The organism is Streptococcus sp. HMSC078D09 (assembly GCF_001813675.1).
Lineage (GTDB): Bacteria > Bacillota > Bacilli > Lactobacillales > Streptococcaceae > Streptococcus.
Window position 1 is genome coordinate 48,220 of record NZ_KV813650.1, and the last position, 26,513, is coordinate 74,732.

Here is a 26,513-nt window from a genome sequence, read left to right on the forward strand (position 1 = left end):
TTGTATAGACTGTGAATGATTTGAAAGGGAACTCTATGCAACATGTTTTTATTATCGGAAGTCGTGGGCTTCCGGCTCAATATGGCGGTTTTGAGACTTTTGTGGACCAATTGGTTTCGCATCAAGTGTCTCCAGATATCCAGTACCATGTTGCTTGCCTTTCTAATGATCAAGCCTATTACCATTTTGACTACAAGGGTGTGGATTGTTTTACGATTCAAGCCCCTAAGCTTGGGCCTGCGCGTGTCATTGCCTATGATATGATGGCCATCAACTACTCCTTGAAGCTTATTAAGAAACAAGGAATTGAACAGCCGATTTTTTATGTCTTGGGCAATACAATCGGAGCCTTTGTGGCGCCTTTTGCGCGTAAGATCCATAAGATGGGTGGTCGATTCTATATCAATCCAGATGGACTGGAGTGGAAGCGGGCCAAGTGGGCTAAACCGATCCAAGCCTATCTCAAGTATTCTGAAAAGATCATGACGCGCCATGCTGACCTGGTAATTTCAGACAACCCTGGTATTGAGTCCTATATCAAGGAAGCCTACTCTTGGTCTAAGACGACCTATATTGCCTATGGAACGGACTTATCTCCAACCAGCCTAAACAGTCAGGATAGGAAGGTCCGAGAATTCTATCACAAGTGGCAGACACAAGAGAAAAACTATTACCTAATTTTGGGCCGCTTTGTCCCAGAAAATAATTATGAGACCGCCATTCGTGAATTTATGACCTCTTCAACCAAGCGGGATTTAGTGATCATTTGTAACCAGGAAGGTAATCCTTATTTTGAGGAGCTCCGAGCTCGAACTGGATTTGATCAGGATCCTCGTGTTAAGTTTGTAGGAACGGTTTATGATCAAGACCTTTTGAAGTATATCCGTAAAGGAGCCTTTGCCTATATCCATGGTCATGAAGTGGGCGGGACCAATCCTGGTCTCCTAGAGGCTCTTGCCCAGACGGATCTGAATTTAGTTTTAGGGGTCTCCTTTAATCAAACGGTCGCTAAGGATTCGGCTCAATATTGGACTAAAGAAACTGGGAATTTGGCACATTTGATTGATCAGGTTGATTCTTTAGAAGATGTATCTGAATGGGGTCAACGAGCCAAGGCCAATATGAAACAAAACTTTACCTGGGAAAAAATTGTAGGTGAGTACGAGGAATTATTCTTATCATGAAAGTAAATATCTTGTTGTCCACCTATAATGGTGAACAGTATCTAAAAGAGCAGGTTAAAAGTATCCAAGACCAGACTTATCAAGACTGGCAACTCTTGATCCGAGATGATGGGTCAAGAGATGGTACGGTGAAGATTATTCAAGAGTTGGTGGCCCAGGATGAGCGCATTCGCTTTATCAACCAGGGAGCTATCGAAAATCTCGGTGTCATCAAGAGCTTCCATGCGCTTCTGAAATACGAGAAAGCTGATCTCTATTGCTTCAGTGACCAAGATGATGTCTGGCTTCCTGAAAAGATTGCACTTCAGGTAGAAGAAGCGGCCAAGCATCCTCAAGAAGATCCTTTGTTGGTCTACACAGATTTAAAGGTGGTCGATGAAAACTTGAATGTGCAACATGAAAGCATGATTCGAACCCAGTCTGATCATGCCAATACCGAACTGATTCAAGAGTTGACGGAAAATACGGTAACTGGCGGTGTATCCATGATCAACCACGCGTTGGCGGAGTTATGGACAGGTCAAGAAAAGCATGCGCTCCTCATGCATGATTGGTATTTAGCATTACTGGCAACTGCCTTTGGGAAGCTCATCTATATCGATCAGCCGACAGAATTGTACCGTCAGCACAGTAGCAATGTTCTGGGGGCTCGTACCCTTAGGAAACGGATCAAAAACTGGGTTCGTCCGCATATTCTGTTTGCTAAATATTGGAATCTCATCGAGTCCAGTCAAGAACAAGCAAAAAATTTATTGGATCTGCCTGTCAGTTCCCAAACTAAAGAAATCATTGAAAACTTTGTCACCATTATGGATGTTCCACTGAGAGAACGTCTGAGACGGATTCGTCAGTATGGTTATCGGAAGAACCGGACTTTTCACACGGTTGTGTTTACCAGCTTGATTCTGACAAAGTTTGCATATCGAGGTAAAAAATAATGTTTGACGTTTTTAGTCAGAAAAATCGAATTTTATTACGAGAGTTAATCAAAACAGACTTTAAATTACGTTACCAAGGATCAGCAATCGGTTATCTTTGGTCGATTTTAAAGCCCCTGATGACTTTTACGATCATGTATATTGTCTTCATCCGATTCTTACGCTTGGGTGGAGATGTGCCCCATTTCCCAGTTGCCCTCTTGTTGGCCAATGTAATCTGGGGCTTCTTCTCAGAAGCCACATCTATGGGGATGGTGTCGATCGTTAGTCGAGGCGACCTATTGCGGAAGTTGAACTTCTCCAAACATATCATTGTCTTGTCTGCGATTTCAGGAGCAGCCATCAACTTTGTTATTAACCTTGTAGTGGTCTTGATTTTTTCATTCTTTAATGGAGTGACATTTTCTTGGACAGCTTTGATGGTGATTCCGTTGTTCTTTGAGTTGTTCTTGATGGCGACAGGATGCGCATTGATCTTAGCGACATTTTTTGTTCGTTTTCGCGATCTTGGACAAGTCTGGGAAGTACTCTTGCAAGCAGGCTTGTATGCGACGCCAATTATCTATCCGATTACCTTTATTGCAGACCGCAATCCATGGGCTGCTAAGTTGGTCATGATGAATCCTTTGGCTCAAATTATTCAAGACATGCGTTACTTCTTGATTGATAAGGCTAACACCCCTGTCTGGCTTTTGGTGGAAAATAAGTTCTTGGTTTTGATTCCTTATGTTTTACCAATTCTTATTTTTGTCGCTGGCTTTGCTTACTTTAACAAACATGCTAAGAAATTTGCGGAGATTCTCTAATGACAGATAAACAAATTGCAGTAAAAGTAGACCATGTCAGCAAGTACTTTAAGTTGCCAACAGAGGCAACCAATAGTCTTCGAACTGCCCTGGTCAATCGCTTCAAAGGAATCAAAGGATACAAAGAACAGCACGTTCTCAAGGATATTTCTTTTGAAGTAGAAAAAGGAGACTTTTTCGGGATCCTGGGAAGAAATGGTTCTGGAAAATCGACCCTCTTGAAAATTATTTCTGAAATCTATGTACCAGAAAAAGGTACTGTCACTATCGATGGAAAACTGGTGTCCTTTATTGAGCTTGGAGTGGGCTTTAACCCAGAACTGACTGGTCGTGAAAATGTCTATATGAACGGGGCCATGTTGGGCTTCTCAACAGCTGAAATTGATGCCATGTATGATGATATCGTAGACTTTGCTGAGTTGCATGAATTCATGAACCAAAAGCTTAAGAACTACTCATCAGGTATGCAGGTTCGTCTAGCCTTTTCGGTTGCCATTAAGGCCCAAGGCGATATCTTGATTTTGGACGAGGTCCTAGCAGTAGGAGATGAGGCCTTCCAGCGCAAGTGTAACGATTACTTCCAAGAACGCAAGAAATCAGGGAAAACCACGATCCTCGTTACCCATGATATGGGAGCTGTCAAGAAATATTGTAACAAGGCTGTTTTGATTGAAAATGGTTTGGTGAAGGCTTTAGGGAGTCCAGAAAATGTTGCCAATCAGTACAGTTTTGATAATACAGCTCCTTTGCAACAGGGAGGAGAAGCTAATGGAGCAGGCAATTCCAACCAGGAAGAAAATGTCTTGGTTGAAAATTTTCAGCTTCAGTTGTTAAGCTCAAACAAATTACGTCCTCAAGATCCTATTCAGTTCCAGATTGATTTTGATGTTCGTGAAGACATCAAGACTTATATCGCACTGTCTTTAACGGATATTGATCGGAACATTTGGATCTATAATGATAATTCTATGAATCAACTGATGAGTGGAACTGGACATAAAACGGTTCATTATACTTGTTCACTGCCAACTGTAAATGACTTAAAAATGAAATTGGAAGTGACAGTAAGGGATGAGGAAGGACAGATGTTGGCCTTTTCAGATGCCACCCAGACCCCACTGATCTTTATCAATCGAGATGATATCGCTTTGGATGATAAATCAGCAATGGATTCGGCAAGTGGCTTAATCCAACGCAATGGAACATGGTCAATGACTGACTAGACTGAGGGAAATATGGAAACGACGCCTTTTGTTTCGATTATTTGTACGGTTTTTAATAAAGAGCCCTGGCTAAAGAAGACGATTGATAGCTTCTTAGCCCAACAAACAGAGTTTGCTTATGAGATTATCTTGGTGGATGATGCTTCAAGCGATGGATCTCGTTCTATCATTCAGGATTATCAAGCCAACTATCCTGATCTGATTCGTGCCTTTTATCAGGATGAGAATCAGGGAATTTCTAAAACCTGGGTCTCTATCTGTAAAGAAGCACGTGGAAAGTATATTGCCCGCTGTGACGGAGATGATTTTTGGTTAGACCCTTTAAAACTTCAGAAACAGGTTGACTTATTAGAAAGTAAGCCTGATTGCAAATGGTCCAATACGGATTTTGATATTTATGATGAAAACGGAACTCTCGTTTCTAAGGCTGGCTTTGCTAATCATACAATTCCATTAGCAGATACCTATGAAAAGATGCTTGCAACAAGAGGTTTTACCATGGCCTCTACATGGCTAGTTGAAAGAGATCTGATGTTAGAAGTCAATCAAGAGTTAGATTTAACGACATCAGATGATACTTTCAACCTCCAATTGGAACTCTTTCAACGGACTTCTTTAGCCTATCTGGATGAAGCAACAGTTGCTTATACCATTAATCAAGGATCGGATTCTCGTCCTACTGATTTTAAAAAATTAGAACGACGATTTCATAAGTTGTTGAAAACACAACTTGAGTATCTTGATAAATATCCAAATGCCGATTTTAAAGAGATGACGAAGATCCTTTTAGATCGTAATAACACTTATGAGATCCGTCTTTCCAAACCAATGGATTCTCTTTCACACATCGGAATGGAGTCTGTTACAATTTATTTTGGTGACGAAGAAAATACTTATTCGGAAGATCGTACCATGACCAAACTTCTTCAAAAAGAAGATAGTCTGGCAATCGAAATTCCGAAGGGAACTTCTGTTATCCGAGTCGATCTTTCGGAAAATCCTAGTTATTACTCTGATGTTGAATTGAGAGATTCTAACGGAAAGGTTTGCTCGCCAGTTTATAGTAATGGTATCGTTACAGATAATTTATTTCTTTTTAGTGAACCAGATCCTCAATTGATTTATGAAGTTGAAGAAGAAGGGGTGTATCAACTGGGCTATAAAATGATTTCTATAGATAATCCCTCTGCACCGGATTATATTGGAAAAGTTTTTGCTGCCGAAATGTTAGATTGTCAAAATAGTTTGAAAAATCTTGAGGCAGAGTTACAAGCTACGAAAGAAACATATAATACAGTCATCCATTCTCGCCGTTGGACCATTCCAACAAAGATCTTGAAATTCTTAAGAATAAGGAAATAATATGCAACGTTTACTTTTATATGTTCACTATAATAAATTCAATTTTATTAGTGGACATGTACTCTATCAATTAGAAAAGATTCGCCCCTTGTATTCACGGGTGGTCTTTATCTCCAATAGTCAGCTACCAGAAAATGTGAAGGACCATTTGTCCACTCAACACTTGGTGGATGATATCCTTGAACGCCAAAATAGTGGCTTTGACTTTGCGGCGTGGCGGGATGGAATGAAGACAGTTGGCTTTGACCAACTGGCTCATTTTGATTCGATTACCCTCATGAATGATACCTGCTTTGGACCTCTTTGGGATCTAGAACCAATCTATCAGCAGTTTGAACATGATGATGAAGTGGATTTCTGGGGAATGACCAATTACCGGAAAGACAAGGATTTTAACGAGCATATTCAGAGTTATTATCTTAGTTTTAAAAAACAGGTGCTGACATCAAGTGCCTTCCATGAATTTTGGCAAGGTGTTCAGGACTTCACCAATGTTCAAGATGTGATTGATAACTATGAAACCAAGGTCACAACGAATTTCTTGGATGCAGGTTTTCGCTATAAGACGGTCTTTGATACCATTCATGAAGTGACTACAGGGATGCTCTATCCAGACTTTTCTTACTATAATCCTACAGCGATTCTCAATCATAAGGTTCCTATCATCAAAGTCAAAACCATTGCAAACAATGAAGGAATTATGCCTTATATTTTTGACGAGTTGGAGCGTGTATCGAACTATCCATTAGATTTGATTCTCAACCACATGTCTATGATCGATCGTCCGGACTATCCGTATTTGTTATCGCGTAAGTACTTGAAAAATCAGGAATTAGCTGGAGAGTTCGGTAAAAAAGTTGCAGTTCATCTTCATGTCTTTTATGTGGACCTCTTGGAAGAATTTCTAGATGCTTTCCAAGCTTTTCATTTTGCCTATGACTTATGGATTACGACAGATGTAGAAGAGAAGAAGCAGGCTATTGAGAAAATTCTTTCTCATCGAGCACAAGATGCCACGGTTGTGGTGACTGGAAACATTGGACGAGATGTGTTGCCAATGTTGCTCCTAAAAGAGCAACTCTCCCGTTATGATTATGTAGGTCATTTCCATACCAAAAAATCAAAAGAAGCAGATTTTTGGGCAGGTGAATCTTGGCGCAAAGAATTGATCGAGATGCTAGTTAACCCAGCTGATCAAATCCTGGCCAATATGGAGGCCAATCCAAAAGTCGGAATCATTATCGCAGATATTCCAACCTTCTTCCGTTACAATCGAATAGTGGTTGCTTGGAATGAGGCTCTTATTTCACCAGAGATGAACAAGCTCTGGGAACGGATGGGAGCGACCAAGACGATTGACTTCAAAAATCTCAATACCTTTGTTATGAGTTATGGAACCTTTGTTTGGTTTAAATACGATGCTTTGAAACCACTCTTTGATTTGAATTTGACAGCAGCAGATGTTCCAGCCGAACCTTTACCTCAAAATTCGATATTGCATGCGATCGAACGTTTGTTGATCTACATTGCTTGGGATCAAAAATATGACTTTAGGATCTCTCAAAACCCACATGTTCTGACACCATTTATTGATAATAAGCAGTTGAACAATCGCGAAGATCTTCAACCCCATACCTTTGTAGACTTTAATCAAATTGGGGGGATCAAAGGAGCCTTGAAGTATATCGTGATCGGTCCTGCAAGAGCTGTGAAATATATACTAAAAAGAATGATAAAGAAAGTAGAGTAAATTATATGGGAGTTATTGATAAGACTAAAATTAGAAATATTTTAATCGCTATATTTTTAGTATTATTTTCAAGGGTGTTTTTGGCTAGTTTATTTCAATTTACTATCAATCTTAATATCATACTATTAATTATTAGTATTGTAATTTATTTTATTCTTTTTGATCCAACAGACAAAAAGAAATTGCCAATTAATGCGTTTTTTCTGATAATTATTTTCGGTAGTGTCATTTCAGTAGTGAAACCAGTCCAATATGGATTAGATGAAGAGTCTCATTTACCAAACGTAATTAGTATTTCTGATAGTCCTTTTTTTAAATATTCTAATGAGAAATTGGAAGATTATAATTCAGTTTTTAAGTATGATGCACTAAGAAATCCTAGTAAAAAAGATAAAAATTATTGGTTCAATGTTGAGCATAAGAAAAGTAAAATTAAAGGAGTAAGAGTTGGATTTGATAATCCAGCCTTCATTCCTAGTGCAATTGGATGGAATATAGGTAGATTAATCTCTAAAAAAGTGTTTGTTTCCTATTATTTGGGAAGAATCTTCGAAGTAATAGCATATGCCATTCTAGTATTTATTGCATTAAAAATCAGCAAAGTTTATAGAGAAGCGATATATTTATTTTCTACATTCCCTGCAGTATTGTACATCATAGCAGGTTATCATTATGATTATTTATATTTTGGAGCAACTTTAATTAGTCTTGCTATATTGACAAATATTCTATCAGGTGAACGTAAAATTGATAGAAAATATGCTTTTGTATTTCAATGCTCTACATTATTATTTTCATTTGCAAAATTTCCGTTTGTATTAATTGGAAGTCTATTTTCAATATTGCCAAATAAGTATTATCAGGATAAATCAGTAAGAAAATTCAGTTCAATCCTGTTTGGTTTAAATTTGTTAATTTCCTTTACATACGTTGGAATCATTAAATTGTTTGCTTCAGACAATGCTTTGTCAGGCAAAGGACCAGGACTATTATATTTTGTAACACATCCATTACCATTAATTAGAACTTTACTTTTAGCGCCATACGGTATTATTCATGACTTTGTTTCTGAACCATTGAAATATGTTTCAGAATCGTCTCCGTTTTTAATTGCAATTTCGATAGTTACTTTCTTTTTCGCTATGTTTGTCATTGCATTAAAAAATAAAATTGAAATGCCAACATTTTTTAAATATTACTGTCTTCTTTTACTTACAGGTATTGCCTCATTAATAGTAATTGCTATTTCAGGAGATCCTAGGGTATACCACAAAGGTGATATTACTGTAGGTGGTGTACAAGGTCGTTATTATTATTTTATTCTGATGTTTTTGCCACTTTTTTGTGGATCATGGTTTAGAAAATTATTTGGTTTTTTAGATATGACCATTCAAAATGAAGATTCGAATTTTGAATGTAGTTTGCAATATATGTTAGTGTATTTAAATATTTTAACAATTAGTATCGGAATATACACTCAATTGCAGGGGTAAAAAATTTTAGGAAGGATAAAAAATGAAGAGAAAGAGGAAATTAGATTTTAGAGATTTTCTTTTTAAAATTTATAATAAAATAACAAGAACACAAAAGTACTGTTTAGCTCTCCTTCTTTTATTTTTTATAAGTAACACTTTCTTAATACAAAATTTAATTTCTAAAGAAATTAAATCGACAGGATCTGTATTATTTCTGGTTAATCAGTGTGGTATTTGGTTTGGAATTTCATTTTTAATTTTAGTTTTACTAATTTCACAATACACTTTAAAATGGATTTTTTTCCTTAAGATTTTAGTTTCATATGTAATCTATTTAATACTATCTTACTCGATTGATGTTTCGCTTAATATTAATAATCCTAGTTATAAGATTGATCATTTTGAAAAAAATAATTTTTGGCAATGTAATTCTCTAACTTTTGTTTTATCATTGTTAGTAATTTCTTATGTTTTAGGACAGATTAGAAAATCATATGATAATAAAGCAAACAGAAAAAAATTAGAACCTATTGGGAAACTGTTCGAATATGTCTTGCATTCTAGCCTAGTTTGTTCGTTCATTTTTACTGATTCTAAAATCCCTTCTTTATTATATCGTACATCATGGTATGTATCTGGAAATTTTGAGAAATTAGGAGCGGGAAAGTATTCCTTGAGCCAATTTTGGATTTTAGAATTTTATTTGCTGCTCTTAAGTATTTTTCTGACTTTAGTTGGCTTGCTTTTTGTAAAAGGACAAGTTGATGTAGTAAAAAATAGGTCTAGTTTTTCGCTAGCTATATTTACAAGTATTAGTCTTGCAATATTATTTAATACAGGAATTCAATTGGGTTTAGGCCATGGGGAACCTTTGGTTGGATACTCAATATTTCCTGGAGGTGTAATATTTCAGATATTATGTTTATCTTATCTGTTTATTTTTCTATATATAGTCTTTAATAGATATTTATTTACGACAATATTGATTTTATTTGGTGGGGTTCTGTTTATTGTTGCTAATGCTATAAAATTTAGTATGCGTGCGGAACCAATTTTGCCAAGTGATTTGGTCTGGGTATTTCAACCTTCTGTTTTATTTAGTTTTGTAGATGCCCCGGTTTTAATGATTGTGAGTATTTCCTTAGTCATTTTTACGTTTATCTATATAATAGGACGGAGATATATTTATCCAGGTAGAATTATTCGTGCAACGATTTTAAGATTTGTTTTATTAGGACTTATGCTCTTATTGTCCATTAATCTTTATTCTATTTTTAAAAGAAAAGATAATGGAAAAATTATTGATGACGTTCCGATTATTACCTTGTTAAATAATTTCCAAGATACAAAATGGTTAGGAAATTCCATAAACGCTAGATATCGATCGTTGTCATATGTATGGTTGAATCAAATCACAACAGATCCAATTATAGAACCGAAGGGATATAGTAAAGAAAAAATCAAAGAAATTGAGAAGAAATATGATCAAGTAGCATTAGAAATCAATAAAAATAGAAATGAGTTAATTGATAATCAAACGATTGTTTATGTTTTAAGTGAAAGTTTTGCTGATCCATCAAGAATTGAGGGGGTAAATTTATCTAGAAATCCTATACCAAAAATTCAAGAAATTAAGACAAAAGTTACAAGTGGATTAATGCAATCGGATGGTTATGGTGGTGGAACTGCAAATATGGAGTTCCAAACATTGACGGGGTTACCTTTTTATAATATTAATCCTACAGTTTCTGTATTGTACTCAGAGGTTGCTCCTAAAATGAGAAGACTAATTTCAGTTAGTGATTCTTTTAATAATAAAGAAGTTATTCATTTCGAATCTCCAATTAATTATTCTAGAAATGTAATTTACAATAGATTGAAATTCAATAAATTTATAAGTATTGATGATAAAAAGAATTATGATTTAGGTTATCAAGAAGTACATATAAGCGATGAATCTACGTATAAGGCAGTATTAAAAGAGATGGATGCTAAAAAGAATCAATTCTTTTCTGTCATTACGATTCAAAATCACTCCCCATTTATAGCAGGAGAACCTTCAGACTTAACAGCAACAGGCAACGGTTTTTCAAATGATGAAAATACCAAGTTAACGAATTATTCACGTCTTTTAACCTTTACCGATACCTCTACCCAATCCTTCCTGGAAAGTCTTTCTAAAATAGATAAGAAGATTACAGTGGTATTTTATGGAGATCACTTGCCAGGTCTCTATCCTGAGTCCGCCTTTAAGAATAATCCGGAGAGTCAGTATCAGACAGACTACTTCATTTGGAGTAATTTTGATGCACCGAAATTGAACTATCCTTTGGTCAATTCAAGTGATTTCTCTGCTATGGTCTTTGAACAGACCAATTCAAAAGTTTCGCCTTACTATGCTTTGTTGACAGAAGTACTGAAAAAAGCAAGTGTCGATAAAAAGGCCTTGGAAGGAGAAGCACAAGAAATTGCAGAGGATTTGAAAATGGTTGAATACGACTTGATTAGTGGGAAAGGTTACCTTTCTAAAGACTTCTTTAAAGTTCCAACTGATAAATCCAATTAAAAGGAGAGCAAGCAGGTAAAAATCTTTGTGATTTTGGCTGTCTGGCTCCCTTTTTTTTGTTTTTTATGCTAAACTATTAGATGGGGGTATGCTCATGATTAAGATATTCGGAAAGGTCCATTATCATTGGCAACCGGACTTATCCATTCTTGTGACTTATTGGTCCATTGCAGTGATTCCGGTCTTTATTGGACTGGCCTTGATGTATGAGAGCTCTAGTGTGCCAACGCTAGTTTTGTTTTCGTTCTTTTTATTTATGGTCTTGCTCGCGATTGGGGTCCATCGTTACTTCACGATCTATGAGGATGGGATCTTGCGGATTATTACAGCTAATCCTTTTACTCCAATCAAGGTGAAGATTAATTCGATTGAAAAGGTCGAAGTAAATAAGAAATCGATCAAGCTCATTTTTAATGATGGTTCGCGCAGTCGGACATTCTGTATGCGTAAATGGCCGAAAAAATACTTTATCAATGCACTTGCCTTAAATCCTTATTTTAAGGGAGAAGTAATCCTGACGGACAATTTCATCCATGTGGATTACTACGAGATGTATTATGCAAACAAATAAAAAGCCCTCTTAATCTTTTAAGAGAGCACGAGTGGGGCATTCTTTAATAGCCTCGAGAACATCGTTTGTGACAGGAACCTCCTTTTCAAGGAGGTCGTCCTCTTCAGCAGCAAATTTAACGATGCCATTGTCATGGTAATCAAATAATTCAGAATAGGTCTGACAGAGACCGCAAGCGATGCAACGATCTGGAATTAACGTAACTTTCATACTTCTATTGTAATGATTTTTACGAGAAAAAACAAGGAGGAAGTCATGGCAAAAGAACCATGGGAAGAAGATATTTACGATGATGGAGAAGAAACATTGAAAAGAACGAGTAAGTTAAACGGAATGAAGGCAGATCGTCTATTGACGATTTTAGCCATTATTTTCTTTGTAGTAGTAGTGGCGATGGTCTGCTTGTTGATTTTCCTTTCAACAGGTGGCAGCAATAAATCAAAACAAATGTCTGGTTTCTACAATGGAGAGACTAAGGTTGAACAGAAATCATCAGCCCCTGCAGCACAAACTGACCAAGCGGCTAAAGACGATAGTTCAAAAGATGAGAACTCTGAAGAAGGCACGATCACTGTTCAAGCAGGTGAAGGGGAAGCAGCGATCGCTGCGCGTGCAGGTATTTCCATTGCCCAATTGGAACAGTTAAATCCATCTCACATGTCTACAGGATCATGGTATGCCAATCCTGGTGATGTCGTTAAGATTCAGTAGGAGTTGAGGACAGCATGAAACAAATTCAAATTGCCATTGATGGACCGGCTTCTAGTGGAAAATCTACAGTTGCAAAGATCATTGCCAAGGATCTAGGCTATACGTATCTAGACACAGGAGCTATGTACCGTGCAGCAACTTACCTAGCTTTGCAAAATAATCTGACAGCTGAACAGGTTGATGACTTGTTAGCCCTTTTAGATCAGTATCCAATTAGTTTCGGTCGTTCGGAAGAAGGAGAGCAGCTTGTCTTTGTAGCGGACGTGGATATTACTCACCCGATTCGCGATAACCAAGTGACCAACAATGTTTCATGGGTTGCAGCACTTGCGCCGATCCGTGAAAAACTTGTCACTCTACAGCAAGAAATTGCAGCAGAGGGGGGCATCGTTATGGATGGACGCGATATTGGGACAGTCGTCCTTCCACATGCAGAGTTGAAGATCTTTTTGGTCGCTTCTGTTGAGGAGCGGGCAGAACGTCGTTATAAGGAAAATGTTGAAAAGGGCATCACAGCGGATCTTGAATTGTTGAAAAAAGAAATCGCTGAGAGGGACTATAAGGACAGCCACCGTGCCGTTTCTCCTTTAAAACCTGCAGCTGATGCCATTCATTTTGACACAACGGGTGTTGGAATTGCAGACGTTGTTGCCTTTATTGAAGAAAAAGCAAAAAAACTTCTTGACAAAGAATAAAAAACTTGATATCATATAAAAGTTGAGAAAAGCAGAAGTGAGAACTTCTCGCCTTGTGACGCAAGTTGCCTGGCCCCTACGGATCAAGTTTCAGTAATGAAATACATCATGTAGTTCGGGCCTGTTTTGCAGGTCCGTTCTTTGTTTTTCTCGAATAATAAAAAAGAGGTGAAAACCATAGCAAAGCAAGACTTATTCATCAATGATGAAATTCGTGTACGTGAAGTTCGCTTAATCGGTCTTGAAGGTGAGCAATTGGGTATCAAACCACTTAGCGAAGCGCAAGCACTTGCGGACGATGCTAATGTAGACTTGGTTCTCATTCAACCTCAAGCTAAACCTCCTGTTGCGAAAATTATGGACTACGGTAAGTTCAAATTTGAGTACCAGAAGAAGCAAAAAGAACAACGCAAAAAACAAAGCGTTGTGACCGTGAAAGAAGTTCGTTTGAGCCCAGTGATTGACAAGGGTGATTTCGATACCAAACTTCGCAATGCTCGCAAATTCCTTGAAAAAGGAAATAAAGTGAAGGTATCCATTCGCTTTAAGGGTCGTATGATTACCCACAAAGAGATTGGTGCTAAAGTTTTAGCCGACTTCGCTGAAGCGACACAAGATGTGGCGATCATCGAACAACGAGCTAAGATGGATGGACGTCAAATGTTCATGCAGTTGGCGCCAGCAACTGACAAGAAATAATCTGTCAGAAAGTTAAAAAAAGGAGAAAATATCATGCCAAAACAAAAAACACACCGCGCATCAGCTAAACGTTTCAAACGTACAGGTTCTGGTGGACTTAAACGTTTCCGTGCTTACACTTCTCACCGTTTCCACGGAAAAACTAAGAAACAACGTCGTCATCTTCGTAAAGCATCTATGGTGCATGCAGGAGATTTCAAACGTATCAAAGCAATGCTTACTCGCTTGAAATAATCGCGTATTCGTAAGTAAAGAATTCTAGGAAATATTGGAGGAAATATAAATGGCACGTGTTAAAGGTGGCGTTGTATCACGCAAACGTCGTAAACGTATTCTTAAATTAGCTAAAGGTTACTATGGAGCTAAACATATCTTGTTCCGTACTGCAAAAGAACAAGTAATGAACTCTTACTACTATGCATACCGTGACCGTCGTCAAAAGAAACGTGACTTCCGTAAATTGTGGATCACACGTATCAATGCGGCAGCTCGTTTGAACGGACTTTCATACTCACAATTGATGCATGGTTTGAAATTGGCTGAGATCGAAGTTAACCGTAAAATGCTTGCTGACTTGGCTGTTAACGATGCAGCAGCTTTCACAGCTCTTGCAGATGCAGCTAAAGCAAAACTTGGTAAATAATGTTTATAAGACTGGGAAGATTTTCTCAGTCTTTTTTTCTTGCTGATTTCATGCTATAATGAAATCAATTATAGGAGTAATCATATTAGATGGAGGACCTAAAGGTGACACACAATCGACTTGCATGGGATGAGTATTTTGCAGCTCAGGCCTTACTGATTTCGAATCGGGCGACCTGTAATCGGGCGAAAGTAGGGGCTGTTCTGGTTAAGGATAATAAGGTCATTGCAACCGGCTATAATGGATCTGTTTCTGGAACAGATCATTGTTTAGAAGATGGCTGCCTCATGGTCGAGGGACACTGTGTCCGTACGATTCATGCGGAAGTCAATGCGATCTTGCAAGGAGCTGAAAGAGGGATTCCCAAAGGCTTCACAGCTTATGTGACGCACTTTCCTTGTCTCAATTGTACTAAGCAGTTACTCCAAGTTGGCTGCAAGCGGGTGGTATACATCCATCAATACCGCATCGATGAATATGCCGAATACCTCTACCGTGAAAAAGAAGTAGAACTGGTTCATCTCCCATTGGAAGTGGTTAAAGAAGCTATTGCAAAGGCAGACTTCATTTAAAAAAATCCTGTCTGAAACTTGATATAGATCTAATAGAAAGCTTGTTTTTGAGATCACGCTTGGCTGATTCGTCTAGAGGAAGAAGAGTGTGATGATACGTAAAATTTGCTATCTAATTTTCTTATTCGCCCAGGGACCTGGGGTTGTTGTTATATGAAAGGTAGGAAACCGTGATGACAGACAAAGAGAAACATTTTGAAGAAAATAACGAACATAGTAAGATCAGTGAAGATCATCCTAATTCTGTATTTGTTCAGAATCCTCCAAAAGAAAATAGCTTACATTCTATTCTTCTTTCAGTGACCTTTTACTTATCCATTATCTATCTTGTATTGTTTGTCTCTCTCTTTGCACTTTCGGGTTATGGATGGGGATTTGTCGTTTTGATTTTCCTTGGTCCAAACTTATTAAGTCTTGCGATTGGGGCCTTTCTAATTCGACTAGGGATGAAGAAGGGGAATAAAAGCCTTCTTTATGCGAGTATTGGACTCTATCTGCTGTCAATCATCTTGGCTTTTGATCCAGACTGGGAAATATTTCGAATTGCTCCCTTATGTTTTGGTGTTCTGGATTTAATCGGAACACTCCTGGTTAAAGAAGAGAAAAGCTTTTAATTAAAAGATAGGTATGGGCCACTTTACTTAAAAAAAGTATTTGGGTCGATCAAAGCGATAGTTAAATCAATTCTTTTTGTCGATTTTTGAGTACTATTATTTTAAAAGATAACTAAGAACTTTAGGAAGAAATGAAATGTCAGATCAACCAAAACATTCTGCAGTAAAAAAAGAGAAAGAGGAAAGGATTACAGATGAAGTTCGTTCACCTGTTGGTGAATTTGATTCAGAAAAGAGAATTGGGAAATCTGGAATACTTGCTTTTGCCTCGGTCCTAGCCATTGCTTATATCGTTTTGCTTTTATTAGGTCTCTTTTCACTAGGATCATGGGTTGGTGGTTTTTTGTACTTTTTGGGAATCCATATTATTAGCTTTGTTATTGCCACTATCCTGCTTTGGAATGGAAATGTGAACGGCAATAAAGCAACTCTATAGCAGCAGCTATTTATGTTTTTTCATTTATTGCTGCGGGTGATCCAGATTGGCTGATTAATCATATACCACCGCTTGTGGTAGGAGTGATGGTATTGATTGGAACTGTATTGTTAAAAAATGAAGAGTGATGATAGCAGGTAGGATGATCAATCCTATCTATTTTATTTATTACTGATAACTCACCAAGAAAACGGTTACAAATTGTGTTATAATTTAAATGAATGAATCGTTAAATACTGTTCTTAGAAAGTGGAGGAGAATCTATGCCTGGAAAAAAATGGTATGGTATACTGCTAATTCTTGAAGCAATTCTTTATCTTGTTTCTTATGGTAGTAGTCTAGTAGAGAGCTATAATGCTCAAAATTTAAATGGAAATACACCACTGTTCAATGCCTCTAGTATTTTTTCTATATGGAATGGAATGATTATTTGCTGGTTAATTTGGAGAATCATGAAGCAACGTTTAAATGTTGAAGGATTGATAGCTGTTCTTCTCCTCTCAATTACTCAACTACTGATGTTTTTTTTACCACCTTTCTCCCTAACAAATCTGATGAACATTTCCTTTGTGCTAAATATCATTTGTTTAATATGGATTTGCTTGCTTATAAAGAATGTAGAAATGAGGGAGCTTTTAAACGATTGGAAAAGTAAAGATGGTTGGAAATCAACGATAACTTATTTAGTACTATTTGTTGCCTCAACCAATATATCTCCATTATTTATATTGTTTGGTATGGATAGAACGAGTGTAATTTACGCTTTTACACTTCAATACACTGTAATGGAGTTAATGTTTCTACTTCTGATTAATGTTATGATCACAAGTACAAGTGATAAACTTCAGAAAGTCTTTTCTCTTTTGCTAATTTTATCTTCTCTTGTTGAGATAGGTGTAGTATACTCTTTTATCTCTCGTATAAGCTTTTACGGTCTCTTTTATCTTCTCTTATCGATTTATATTGTTTGTCGTGTTTTTGGTTTGTTTGATAAAGTTGCAGATAGCTGGGAGTCCAAGGTGAAAGTACAAGATGTATCATCTATTGAAACTAAACCAGAGATGGAATACCCTCAAGTAAAAGGAGAGATAGATGTAAACGATCAATTGAATGCTGAGATACGATCAAACAATGATAAAGAAAATTCACCAAAAAGAATTATTCTTCAGTCGTCTTGGTTATGGAGCGCCCTTATAATAGCAGTCTGTCACCTTGGTATTATGATTTTTCCTTTATTTTTAGGAAACCCCATGTATCTACTGATCTTATATATTGGTGCCATCCATTATATTTGTTTTATGATTGCGACTATATTACTTTTCATTGGTATGAGAAAAGGAAGTAAAGGACTCCTAAATGCCGCAGCTATCTTATTTGTTATTTCCATTATAGGTACGCCAGATACTTATTGGATAGGTCCAAATATATTATCCTTTATTCTGGGAGTCTTGGTATTTATTGGAACTATATTATTGAAAAATGGAGACTGATTAAAGTAGATAGGGTTGAAAATTTTTAAAGATATGTTATCATTTAAGTAGATGGTAGGTCATCGAGCACCAATAGGTGCGCGGTAGCCTACCATTTTTGAAGATAAAAAAGCACCGTGTGAGGGTGCTAGATCTTGCCTACTGAACTCGTAAATTGATAGATACCCTACGGGGTATTTTTTGTCAACTTTTTTAAGTACTTTTTAGGAACTTTGAGGACTGTTTAAGTCGATTTAATTAGATAGCGCATAGCCCGAAAAAGCTGATTTAATGGGCTTCTTGAAAAATCATTTTCCATATCATTTGTAATGTGTTATAATGAAGTGTTATATGGTCCCGATAAGATGATAGACTGTCTATCAGTACTTTGTAACTCTATAACAATATTTTTTAAGGGGGGACATTTTTATGTCAGAACGTAAACTTTTCACGTCTGAATCAGTATCTGAGGGGCATCCAGATAAGATTGCAGACCAAATTTCAGATGCTATTTTAGATGCTATTTTAGAGCAAGATCCAGAAGCACACGTTGCGGCTGAAACAGCTGTTTATACAGGTTCAGTCCATGTTTTTGGTGAAATTTCAACCAATGCCTATGTCGATATTAACCGTGTGGTTCGTGATACCATTGCAGAGATTGGTTATACTAATACGGAATATGGATTCTCAGCTGAAACTGTAGGAGTACACCCATCTTTGGTGGAACAATCTCCTGATATTGCCCAAGGGGTTAATGAAGCCTTGGAAGTTCGTGGGAATGCAGATCAAGATCCACTTGATTTGATCGGAGCAGGAGACCAAGGTCTCATGTTTGGTTTTGCAGTGGATGAAACAGAAGAACTCATGCCATTGCCAATCTCACTCAGTCATAAGTTGGTTCGTCGTTTGGCAGAGCTTCGTAAGTCTGGGGAAATTAGCTATCTTCGTCCAGATGCCAAATCACAAGTCACTGTTGAGTACGATGAAAACGATCGTCCAGTGCGCGTGGATACGGTTGTTATTTCAACCCAACACGATCCAGATGTCAGCAATGAACAAATCCACGAAGATGTGATTAACAAGGTCATCAAGGAAGTGATTCCAGCTTCTTATCTAGATGAGGAGACCAAATTCTTCATCAACCCAACTGGTCGCTTTGTTATCGGTGGACCTCAAGGGGATTCCGGTTTGACAGGTCGTAAGATCATCGTGGATACTTATGGTGGTTATTCACGTCACGGTGGTGGTGCCTTCTCTGGTAAAGATGCCACTAAGGTGGACCGTTCTGCTTCTTATGCAGCTCGCTACATTGCCAAAAACATCGTAGCGGCAGGTCTTGCTAAGAAAGCAGAAGTGCAATTGGCTTATGCCATTGGGGTTGCTCAACCTGTCTCTGTTCGTATTGATACCTTCGGTACTGGAACAGTCGCTGAAAGCAAATTAGAAGCAGCAGCGCGTGAGATCTTTGACCTTCGCCCAGCAGGGATTATCCAAATGCTGGATTTGAAACGTCCAATCTATCGTCAAACAGCGGCTTATGGCCATATGGGACGGACAGATATCGACCTTCCATGGGAACGTTTGGACAAGGTTGAAGCCTTGAAAGAAGCTGTAAAATAATTAGTTGAAATGGAAAAGTTAGGGTCAAGTTGATCCTAGCTTTTTTTCGTTTTGAAAATTCCTACAGATGGAAAAATAGGTCGATCTGTGGTATAATAGATGCAGTATTTTGAATACGTTGTCCCTTTTATTTCCGTTGCAAAAAACGATAGTAAAAGGAAAAAGACTTGAAAGAGCTAATAAATTATTAAGATGAAAAAAATTGTAATAAATGGTGGTCGCCCTCTAAAAGGAGAGGTGACCATTAGTGGTGCAAAAAATAGTGTAGTAGCCCTGATTCCGGCGACCATTCTGGCGGATGATATCGTGACCCTTGATGGGGTACCGGATATCTCCGACGTGGCGAGTCTGATTGAAATCATGACCATCATGGGGGCTAAGATCGAGCGCAAAGAAGACAGTTTGATCATTGATCCACGTGGGGTGAAGAATATGCCCATGCCATTTGGAAAGATCAACAGTTTACGAGCTTCCTATTATTTCTATGGCAGCTTATTAGGACGCTATGGTCAAGCAACGGTTGGGCTTCCTGGTGGGTGTGACCTTGGACCACGTCCTATCGATTTGCATTTGAAGGCCTTTGAAGCGATGGGAGCCGCTATGACCATGGATGGCTCTAGTATGAAACTTGCGACTGATGGCAAGCCTCTTCAAGGAGCTAACATCTATATGGATACTGTTAGTGTCGGTGCAACGATCAATACGATTTTGGCAGCGGTCAAAGCTAAAGGTCGGACAGTGATCGAAAATGCTGCGCGGGAACCTGAGATTATCGATGTGGTGACCTTGCTCAACAACATGGGAGCCCATATTCGTGGAGCAGGAACGGATATCATTATCATTGATGGTGTTCAGAATTTGCATGGAACGAGACATCAGGTGATTCCGGATCGCATCGAAGCAGGAACTTATATTGCTCTTGCAGCTGCTATTGGAGAAGGTATCCAGATCAACAATGTCCTGTATGAGCATTTAGAGAGCTATATTGCTAAGTTAGAGGAAATGGGTGTGCGCATGACCATTTCTGAAGATAGTATCTTTGTAGAAAAGCAGACGGGCTTGAAGGCCATCCAGATCAAAACGTCTCCTTATCCTGGTTTTGCGACTGATTTGCAACAACCGATCACACCTTTGCTCTTAACGGCTGCAGGACGTGGACGCATTGTTGATACAATTTATGAAAAGCGGGTCAACCATGTACCAGAATTGGCTAAAATGGGGGCTACCATTTCGACCTTGAACGACCACATTATTTATGAAGGGCCAAATCAATTGACAGGATCCAGTGTGAAAGCGACGGATCTTCGAGCTGGTGCGGCTTTAGTGATCGCCGGTCTCATGGCTTCTGGAACAACAGAAATTACAAATGTGGAATACATCCTTCGCGGGTATTCAGATATTATTCATAAATTGACCCAACTTGGAGCAGACATCCAGTTGGTAGAGGAATAGTGACAGAACTAGGAATCTGATAGTGGCGGCTGGATACACGAACAATGGAGTTTGAAATGAATATTTGGACGCACTTAGCTGCCTATTCACTAATTGAAACACAAAGGTTGTATTTACGACCTTTTCTCTTTGAGGATGCGGAAGATTTTTATAAGATTGCTTCGAATCCTGATAACCTACAATTTATCTTTCCTGCTCAAGCCGATCTTGCTGAAACTCAATATGTACTAGCCAACTATTTTATGAAAAATCCTTTGGGGGTTTGGGCGATCTGTGATAAGGAAACCAATCAGATGATCGGCTCCATCAAGTTTGAAAAGTTGGATGAAATTAAGGGAGAGGCTGAGTTAGGCTACTTTTTACGCAAAGATTTTTGGGGAAAGGGTTTGATGACAGAAGCGGTCAAAGAGTTGGTTTATCTATCATTTGAGAAATTTCAACTGAAGGAGCTTAAGATTGTCACCCATGTTGAAAATGCTGGGAGTCAAAAGGTCGCTTTAAAGGCTGGCTTTCGTCTCTTTCGTCAATTCAAAGGGAGTGACCGCTATACGCGTAAAATGCGTGATTATTATGATTTCCGCCTAGGTAGAGGGGACTTCTATGAGTAAACACCAAGAGATTTTAGACTATCTCGAAAAATTACCGATTGGAAAACGGGTAAGTGTCCGCAGTATCTCCAATTTTTTGAATGTCAGTGATGGGACAGCCTATCGTGCCATTAAAGAAGCTGAAAATCAAGGAATTGTGGAAACGCGTCCTAGAAGCGGAACCATCCGTGTCAAATCGCAAAAAGCTGTACTAGAGCACTTGACTTATCGGGAAATTTTAGAAATCACTGGCTCTGAAATATTAGCAGGTGAGGAAGGTCTCGAAAAAGAATTTAATAAATTTTACATCGGTGCCATGACGGAAAAGCACGTCCTAGACTATGTGTCTGAAGGGGGACTTTTGATCGTGGGTGACCGCACTAGCATCCAACGATTGGCTCTTAAGCATGACAATGCGGTCTTAGTGACAGGTGGCTTTGAAGTGAGTGAGGATGTGATTGATCTGGCCAATCAGGTGCAAATCCCAGTCATCCGAACTTCACACGATACCTATACCGTCGCGACCATGATCAATAAGGCCTTGTCTAACATGCAGATCAAGACGGATATCTTGACAGTAGAACAGGTCTATCGGCCCTTCCATGAGTACGGCTATCTTTCTGAGACGGATACGGTCCGGGATTATTTAGATTTGGTTCGAAAGAATCGCTTTAGTCGTTTTCCGGTTGTCAATCAGCACCAGATGGTGGTGGGGGTCGTGACCATGAGAGATGCTGGAGATAAGGCGCCTCAGACGACCCTTGATAAGGTGATGTCACGGACCATTTTTACCACTAATTTGTCCACCAGCATTGCGACGATTAGCCAACGGATGATCGCTGAAGATTATGAAATGATTCCTGTTGTTCGTAATAACCAGACCTTGCTGGGTGTTATTACGCGTCGGGATGTCATGGATCGGATTAGCAAGGTGCAGTTTTCGAGCCTACCAACCTTTAGTGAGCAAATTGGTCAAAAGATTCAAACAGAGAACGACCATTACCAATTCACAGTGGAGCCAAGTATGCTGGAGAAAAGCGGTGTTTTGGCCAATGGGGTCATGATCGAAGTGCTGATGAAGGTTATTCGCAAGATGATGCAACACAGTGGGCGTAGCTTGATTGTCGAACAGTTGATCATCAATTTTTTACAGGCTGTGCAGGTGGATGATGTGATCCGCATTGAACCCCAACTTGTTCGGCGAACTAGACGTTCGGCCTTGGTTGATTTTAGCTTGTATTTAGATCTGCAGCTAGTCGCGAAAGCAACCATTACGATTAAGATTAATTAAACAAAAAGAAATGAGGAGACAATGATTACATTAAAATCACAACGTGAAATTGAAGCCATGGATCGTGCAGGAGATTTCCTTGCCAGCATTCATATTGGATTACGTGACTTGATCAAGCCAGGGCTTGACCTATGGGAAGTAGAAGAATATGTCCGTCGTCGCTGTAAAGAAGCCAATGTCTTGCCGCTTCAGATCGGTGTAGAAGGCAGTCTCATGGATTATCCTTATGCGACTTGCTGTGGTTTGAATGACGAAGTAGCCCATGCTTTTCCACGTCATGTCATTCTCAAAGATGGTGATCTCCTCAAGGTAGACATGGTCTTGTCAGAACCGCTTGATAAATCTGTTTTGGATGTATCGAAATTAGATTTTGATAATGTAGCCCAAGTGAAGAAATACACGGAGTCTTATAGTGGTGGCTTGGCGGACTCTTGCTGGGCTTATGCGGTGGGAAATGTTTCGCAAGAAGTCAAAGATTTGATGGACGTGACCAAAGAATGTCTCTATAAGGGAATTGAAAAAGCGGTCGTTGGCAATCGCTTGGGAGATATTGGTGCAGCGATTCAAGAGTATGCAGAAAGCAAAGGCTATGGCGTGGTGCGTGATTTGGTCGGACACGGTGTCGGGCCTACCATGCATGAAGAACCAATGGTCCCACATTATGGTCGTGCTGGACGCGGTCTTCGCTTACGTGAAGGGATGGTCTTGACGATTGAGCCAATGATTAATACCGGTACTTGGGAGATTGATACAGATATGGAAACTGGTTGGGCCCATAAGACCCTCGACGGTGGCCTTTCTTGTCAATACGAGCATCAATTTGTGATTACAAAAGATGGTCCGGTGATCTTGACCAGTCAAGGTGAAGAAGGAACATACTAAAAAATAGAGAGGAAAGAATGGAGCTGAAGGCAAGTGTCTGGTTTCGCTCTTTGCTCTTTTTTAGTAAAATGGGGAGGTGACGAATGAAAAAGGTCCTACAAAAAGTACTGGGACAGCCATTTATAAAGGGCTTCGTGCAGTTTTATCAGAGTGCAGAGTCTGATATCACTAGCATTGCGGTGGCCTATTATTTGCTGATCTCCATTTTCCCTTTGATGCTGATTGCAGCCAATATTTTACCCTACTTTCATATTCGTCCCACTCAGATTCTTTTAAGCTTACAGAAAGTTTTGCCAGCCTCCTTATATCGAATAGTGGCACAGATGATTTCGAGTGTCTTGACCAAACCTTCGACAGGCTTACTGAGTTTCTCGATTATTTCTGCTTTGTGGATCTTCTCTCAGAGCATTGCCTACCTCCAAAAAGCCTATAACAAGAGTTATGGGGTGGAAAAGGAGCGTGGTATTATCTGGGGGCGACTCTTTAGCTTTCTGATCAGTTTTGCCTTGCAGGGCTTGTTTGGACTCTCGCTGATCCTTTCCATGTTTGGGAAAATGATCGTTCGTTATCTCTATCAGACCTTTTCATTTGATCGGACGATTTATGTGCGCTTACTGAATTTGACAGAGCCGACCATCTACCTCTTACTCTTTGTCAGTCTGGTCTTGCTCTATTACACCCTTCCAAATGTCAAAATTCCAAAATTTAGATATGTATTGCCAGGGGCGACCTTTGTTGTTGCTGTCCTGTATGCGATCTTGAATATCTTTTGGAAATATGTGGATCGTTATGTGAGTCATTTCTTAGATGCTCGTTTCTTTGGTTCTGTTGTCCTAGCGGTCATTATGTTCTGGTTCATCTTGGTAGCTAAAATCATGATTATTGGTTGTATTTTAAACGCCAGTATCCAGTTTGCTAGAGAAGCCAAGTTCCAAACGCGCAATGGAGAAATTGTCTCCAAATTAAAAACGGAAGAAGTAGATTTTCGGCATAAAGAAGCTTCACAAACATTAAAGCGACGGTTACGCTTGAGAAAAAAAGATAAAATAGAATAAGGGATAGTGGGACAGAAATCGGTAATTCGTTAGAATTCGATTTCGTCGTCCCACCTCCGCACAGTTGAGTAGGGCTGTAAAAGCTGATGAAATCAGCGTAGAGAGCCCACTCAACCACTGCGTCTTGCTCGACAATTCAAAAATAATTGAGAGGTTAGGACTTTTGTCCCAGCCTCTTTTTTTTCTTATCCATTTTGTTGCATTTGCAACAAAAATGTGTTATGCTATTGTCAATAGGAAAGGAGGAGTGAGATGAGTATTTTGCGTGAGATTGGCATCATTGCGCGAGCACTGGATTCTATAGCAAATATTGAATTTCGAGATTTGGATCTGGCGCGTGGTCAATACCTTTACCTGGTGCGAATTGCGGAGCAACCTGGAATTATTCAGGAAGAACTCTCTGAGCTCTTAAAAGTAGATCGCTCAACTGTTGCCCGATCCGTAAAAAGACTAGAAGAACGAGGAATGATTCAACAGCGCCCAAAGGGTGAAAACCTTAAAACAAAGGAATGGGAATTAACTGAAAAAGGTAAGCAGATTTACCCCTTCATTTTAGGGGAGCATCTTTACTCTGAGACAACTGCCTTAAAAGGATTTTCCAAAGAAGAAGTCGCACAGTTAGAAGAGTATCTGATCCGAGTTCGTGAGAATATCACCTTGGATTGGGAACTAGTCAAAAAAGGTCAAAAAAGAAATTATAGTGAGGTAAAGCAATGAAAGTGACAGTCGATCAAGCATTTTGGGATTTATTTCCAACAGCTAGAATTACAGTAATGTCCTTGTATGGTATTGATAATACAGTAGATGAAGCCAAGGATCCTTATTTCAAAGAATTGTTGGACAAGGGTGCCAAGCGAGCATGGGAATTTATCGATGAAGAAAACTATACCCAGAGTGAGTTCGTGCAAGAGTGGCGCCAAGCTTTTAGCAAGTTTAAAACAAAAAAAGGAGCCCGATCTTCAATCGAAGCACTCTTAAAACGGGTTCACCAGGGACGTGAATTCTATCCGATTAATCCTTTGGTGGATCTTTACAATAGCGTGTCGATGGCTTATGCCCTTCCTTGTGGGGGAGAAGATATGGATAAATTGGTGGGTGGCCTCTCTCTAGGTCAAGCGAAAGGAGGCGAACCTTTCTTTCCATTAGGAGCTGACGAAGATGCGCCAGCTTTGGAAGGGGAGATCATCTACTACGACCAAGAAGGCGCCGTTTGCCGTTGTTTGAATTGGCGTGAGGCTCAAAGAACCATGCTAACTGAAGATACCAAGGACGCTATTTTAGTCATTGAAGCCATCAACGAGGAGCAGGCCAAACGGGCACAAACAGCCATGCAGGAATTGAAAGATCTAGCTAAGGATTATTTTGGGGTTGAAGGCACCATCTATCAATTAAGTGCAGAACATGCAAGTATAGAAGTTTAAAGTAATAAGGCTTGAAACAATCGTTTCAAGCCTTGTTTTTATTTTTAAAGACAAAGAGTTTACTAAAGACGTAATTGAGGACCACAATGGCCACTTGTGCAAAGAGGGTTTCGATTAGATTGATCTGACTCTTGTTATTGTGGACAAATTGCCCGATAATTCCTGGGAATTGCTTGACAAAAATCTCGGTCAAGGCCATATCTAGAATAAAGGTCCCAGAGCGCGCAATTGCAAATCGGATCAAGCGCTGAAACCAGCCCTTTCTTTCTTGTTTAAAGACGATGGTATCGTTGGTCGCAAAGGCAAAGAGGATCCCAGCAATGTTTCCAATCGCTGTCGCTAATCGTTCATCACGAGACACATGATAGATGAAGAGGCGGGTTCCGACGGAAACAATGGTTGTGGCTACTCCAAAAAAGAGATAGGATAAAATCTCATTATCAAAAAATTTTTTAATTAGTGTTTTCATAAATTCAGTCTACCATAAAAGC

General features: G+C 39.0%; 28 protein-coding genes and 1 other annotated feature. Of the genes, 26 read left to right on the forward strand and 2 right to left on the reverse strand.

Features of this window, described 5'->3' with window-relative positions:
• Nucleotides 1–35: 35 nt before the first annotated feature.
• The 9 genes from cps2T to HMPREF2926_RS00275 all read left to right on the forward strand — a co-directional run bounded on the left by cps2T (nt 36) and on the right by HMPREF2926_RS00275 (nt 11,875).
• On the forward strand, nt 36–1,184 hold the full coding sequence (gene cps2T, locus HMPREF2926_RS00235) for a beta 1-4 rhamnosyltransferase Cps2T (protein ID WP_070586075.1): 1,149 nt from the start codon (nt 36–38) through the stop codon (nt 1,182–1,184).
• Nucleotides 1,181–2,122, forward strand: coding sequence for a glycosyltransferase family 2 protein (locus tag HMPREF2926_RS00240; RefSeq protein ID WP_070586076.1), 942 nt, complete (start codon nt 1,181–1,183; stop codon nt 2,120–2,122). The genes cps2T and HMPREF2926_RS00240 overlap by 4 nt, the downstream gene beginning before the upstream one ends.
• Complete coding sequence (locus HMPREF2926_RS00245) at nt 2,122–2,928, forward strand: ABC transporter permease (protein WP_003003247.1); 807 nt, start codon at nt 2,122–2,124, stop codon at nt 2,926–2,928. The genes HMPREF2926_RS00240 and HMPREF2926_RS00245 overlap by 1 nt, the downstream gene beginning before the upstream one ends.
• Complete coding sequence (locus tag HMPREF2926_RS00250) at nt 2,928–4,151, forward strand: ABC transporter ATP-binding protein (protein WP_070586077.1); 1,224 nt, start codon at nt 2,928–2,930, stop codon at nt 4,149–4,151. Before HMPREF2926_RS00245 ends, HMPREF2926_RS00250 begins: the two co-directional genes overlap by 1 nt.
• Before the next feature lie 12 nt (nt 4,152–4,163).
• The gene (locus tag HMPREF2926_RS00255; protein WP_070586078.1) at nt 4,164–5,513 is read left to right on the forward strand and encodes a glycosyltransferase; all 1,350 of its coding nucleotides are present in this window, start codon (nt 4,164–4,166) and stop codon (nt 5,511–5,513) included.
• 1 nt (nt 5,514) lies between these two features.
• A complete protein-coding gene (locus tag HMPREF2926_RS00260) occupies nt 5,515–7,263 on the forward strand; it encodes a rhamnan synthesis F family protein (RefSeq protein ID WP_070586079.1) in 1,749 nt (582 codons plus the stop codon).
• A gap of 5 nt (nt 7,264–7,268) precedes the next feature.
• Complete coding sequence (locus HMPREF2926_RS00265) at nt 7,269–8,756, forward strand: DUF2142 domain-containing protein (RefSeq protein WP_070586080.1); 1,488 nt, start codon at nt 7,269–7,271, stop codon at nt 8,754–8,756.
• 22 nt (nt 8,757–8,778) lie between these two features.
• Nucleotides 8,779–11,304: an LTA synthase family protein gene (locus HMPREF2926_RS00270; RefSeq protein ID WP_070586081.1), complete on the forward strand. Its 2,526-nt coding sequence runs from the start codon at nt 8,779–8,781 to the stop codon at nt 11,302–11,304.
• Nucleotides 11,305–11,398: 94 nt separating this feature from the next.
• Complete coding sequence (locus HMPREF2926_RS00275) at nt 11,399–11,875, forward strand: EbsA family protein (protein WP_070586082.1); 477 nt, start codon at nt 11,399–11,401, stop codon at nt 11,873–11,875.
• Nucleotides 11,876–11,884: 9 nt separating this feature from the next.
• On the opposite strand, the gene HMPREF2926_RS00280 is transcribed toward HMPREF2926_RS00275, so the two are convergent.
• On the reverse strand, nt 11,885–12,085 hold the full coding sequence (locus HMPREF2926_RS00280) for a ferredoxin (RefSeq protein WP_003003472.1): 201 nt from the start codon (nt 12,083–12,085) through the stop codon (nt 11,885–11,887).
• 45 nt (nt 12,086–12,130) lie between these two features.
• Between HMPREF2926_RS00280 and HMPREF2926_RS00285 the strand changes: the two genes are divergently transcribed.
• From HMPREF2926_RS00285 to HMPREF2926_RS00365, 17 genes are all read left to right on the forward strand, one after another.
• The gene (locus HMPREF2926_RS00285) at nt 12,131–12,586 is read left to right on the forward strand and encodes an SAG1386/EF1546 family surface-associated protein (protein WP_049482462.1); all 456 of its coding nucleotides are present in this window, start codon (nt 12,131–12,133) and stop codon (nt 12,584–12,586) included.
• 14 nt (nt 12,587–12,600) lie between these two features.
• Nucleotides 12,601–13,281, forward strand: a complete 681-nt coding sequence (gene cmk, locus HMPREF2926_RS00290) for a (d)CMP kinase (RefSeq protein ID WP_070586083.1) — start codon at nt 12,601–12,603, stop codon at nt 13,279–13,281.
• A gap of 23 nt (nt 13,282–13,304) precedes the next feature.
• Nucleotides 13,305–13,433: a sequence feature (ribosomal protein L20 leader region), on the forward strand.
• A gap of 16 nt (nt 13,434–13,449) precedes the next feature.
• Complete coding sequence (infC, locus tag HMPREF2926_RS00295; RefSeq protein WP_003003721.1) at nt 13,450–13,980, forward strand: translation initiation factor IF-3; 531 nt, start codon at nt 13,450–13,452, stop codon at nt 13,978–13,980.
• 33 nt (nt 13,981–14,013) lie between these two features.
• A complete protein-coding gene (gene rpmI / locus HMPREF2926_RS00300) occupies nt 14,014–14,214 on the forward strand; it encodes a 50S ribosomal protein L35 (RefSeq protein ID WP_003003453.1) in 201 nt (66 codons plus the stop codon).
• A 49-nt stretch (nt 14,215–14,263) separates the two neighbouring features.
• Nucleotides 14,264–14,623: a 50S ribosomal protein L20 gene (gene rplT / locus HMPREF2926_RS00305; RefSeq protein WP_000124830.1), complete on the forward strand. Its 360-nt coding sequence runs from the start codon at nt 14,264–14,266 to the stop codon at nt 14,621–14,623.
• Nucleotides 14,624–14,727: 104 nt separating this feature from the next.
• On the forward strand, nt 14,728–15,195 hold the full coding sequence (locus HMPREF2926_RS00310; protein ID WP_176745522.1) for a deoxycytidylate deaminase: 468 nt from the start codon (nt 14,728–14,730) through the stop codon (nt 15,193–15,195).
• A 173-nt stretch (nt 15,196–15,368) separates the two neighbouring features.
• Nucleotides 15,369–15,809 carry a hypothetical protein gene (locus tag HMPREF2926_RS00315; protein WP_070586085.1) on the forward strand — a complete coding sequence of 147 codons (441 nt, stop codon included), beginning with the start codon at nt 15,369–15,371 and terminating at the stop codon, nt 15,807–15,809.
• A 136-nt stretch (nt 15,810–15,945) separates the two neighbouring features.
• Nucleotides 15,946–16,245: a hypothetical protein gene (locus HMPREF2926_RS00320; RefSeq protein WP_256262995.1), complete on the forward strand. Its 300-nt coding sequence runs from the start codon at nt 15,946–15,948 to the stop codon at nt 16,243–16,245.
• A gap of 263 nt (nt 16,246–16,508) precedes the next feature.
• Entirely contained in the window at nt 16,509–17,735 is a 1,227-nt protein-coding gene (locus HMPREF2926_RS00325; protein ID WP_070586086.1) for an ABC transporter permease, read from the forward strand.
• A 408-nt stretch (nt 17,736–18,143) separates the two neighbouring features.
• On the forward strand, nt 18,144–19,334 hold the full coding sequence (metK, locus tag HMPREF2926_RS00330) for a methionine adenosyltransferase (protein ID WP_070586087.1): 1,191 nt from the start codon (nt 18,144–18,146) through the stop codon (nt 19,332–19,334).
• Between the two features lie 192 nt (nt 19,335–19,526).
• Nucleotides 19,527–20,786, forward strand: coding sequence for a UDP-N-acetylglucosamine 1-carboxyvinyltransferase (locus tag HMPREF2926_RS00335; RefSeq protein WP_049474765.1), 1,260 nt, complete (start codon nt 19,527–19,529; stop codon nt 20,784–20,786).
• Between the two features lie 56 nt (nt 20,787–20,842).
• The gene (locus tag HMPREF2926_RS00340; protein WP_003003737.1) at nt 20,843–21,394 is read left to right on the forward strand and encodes a GNAT family N-acetyltransferase; all 552 of its coding nucleotides are present in this window, start codon (nt 20,843–20,845) and stop codon (nt 21,392–21,394) included.
• A complete protein-coding gene (spxR, locus tag HMPREF2926_RS00345) occupies nt 21,387–22,664 on the forward strand; it encodes a CBS-HotDog domain-containing transcription factor SpxR (protein WP_049515543.1) in 1,278 nt (425 codons plus the stop codon). Before HMPREF2926_RS00340 ends, spxR begins: the two co-directional genes overlap by 8 nt.
• Nucleotides 22,665–22,685: 21 nt before the next feature.
• A complete protein-coding gene (locus HMPREF2926_RS00350; protein WP_003003694.1) occupies nt 22,686–23,546 on the forward strand; it encodes a methionyl aminopeptidase in 861 nt (286 codons plus the stop codon).
• Between the two features lie 83 nt (nt 23,547–23,629).
• On the forward strand, nt 23,630–24,601 hold the full coding sequence (locus HMPREF2926_RS00355; protein WP_070586088.1) for a YihY/virulence factor BrkB family protein: 972 nt from the start codon (nt 23,630–23,632) through the stop codon (nt 24,599–24,601).
• 252 nt (nt 24,602–24,853) lie between these two features.
• Entirely contained in the window at nt 24,854–25,318 is a 465-nt protein-coding gene (locus HMPREF2926_RS00360; RefSeq protein WP_070586089.1) for a MarR family winged helix-turn-helix transcriptional regulator, read from the forward strand.
• On the forward strand, nt 25,315–26,022 hold the full coding sequence (locus HMPREF2926_RS00365; RefSeq protein ID WP_049523405.1) for a B3/B4 domain-containing protein: 708 nt from the start codon (nt 25,315–25,317) through the stop codon (nt 26,020–26,022). Before HMPREF2926_RS00360 ends, HMPREF2926_RS00365 begins: the two co-directional genes overlap by 4 nt.
• Nucleotides 26,023–26,047: 25 nt before the next feature.
• On the opposite strand, the gene HMPREF2926_RS00370 is transcribed toward HMPREF2926_RS00365, so the two are convergent.
• The gene (locus tag HMPREF2926_RS00370; RefSeq protein WP_021153029.1) at nt 26,048–26,491 is read right to left on the reverse strand and encodes a GtrA family protein; all 444 of its coding nucleotides are present in this window, start codon (nt 26,489–26,491) and stop codon (nt 26,048–26,050) included.
• Nucleotides 26,492–26,513: the final 22 nt, after the last annotated feature.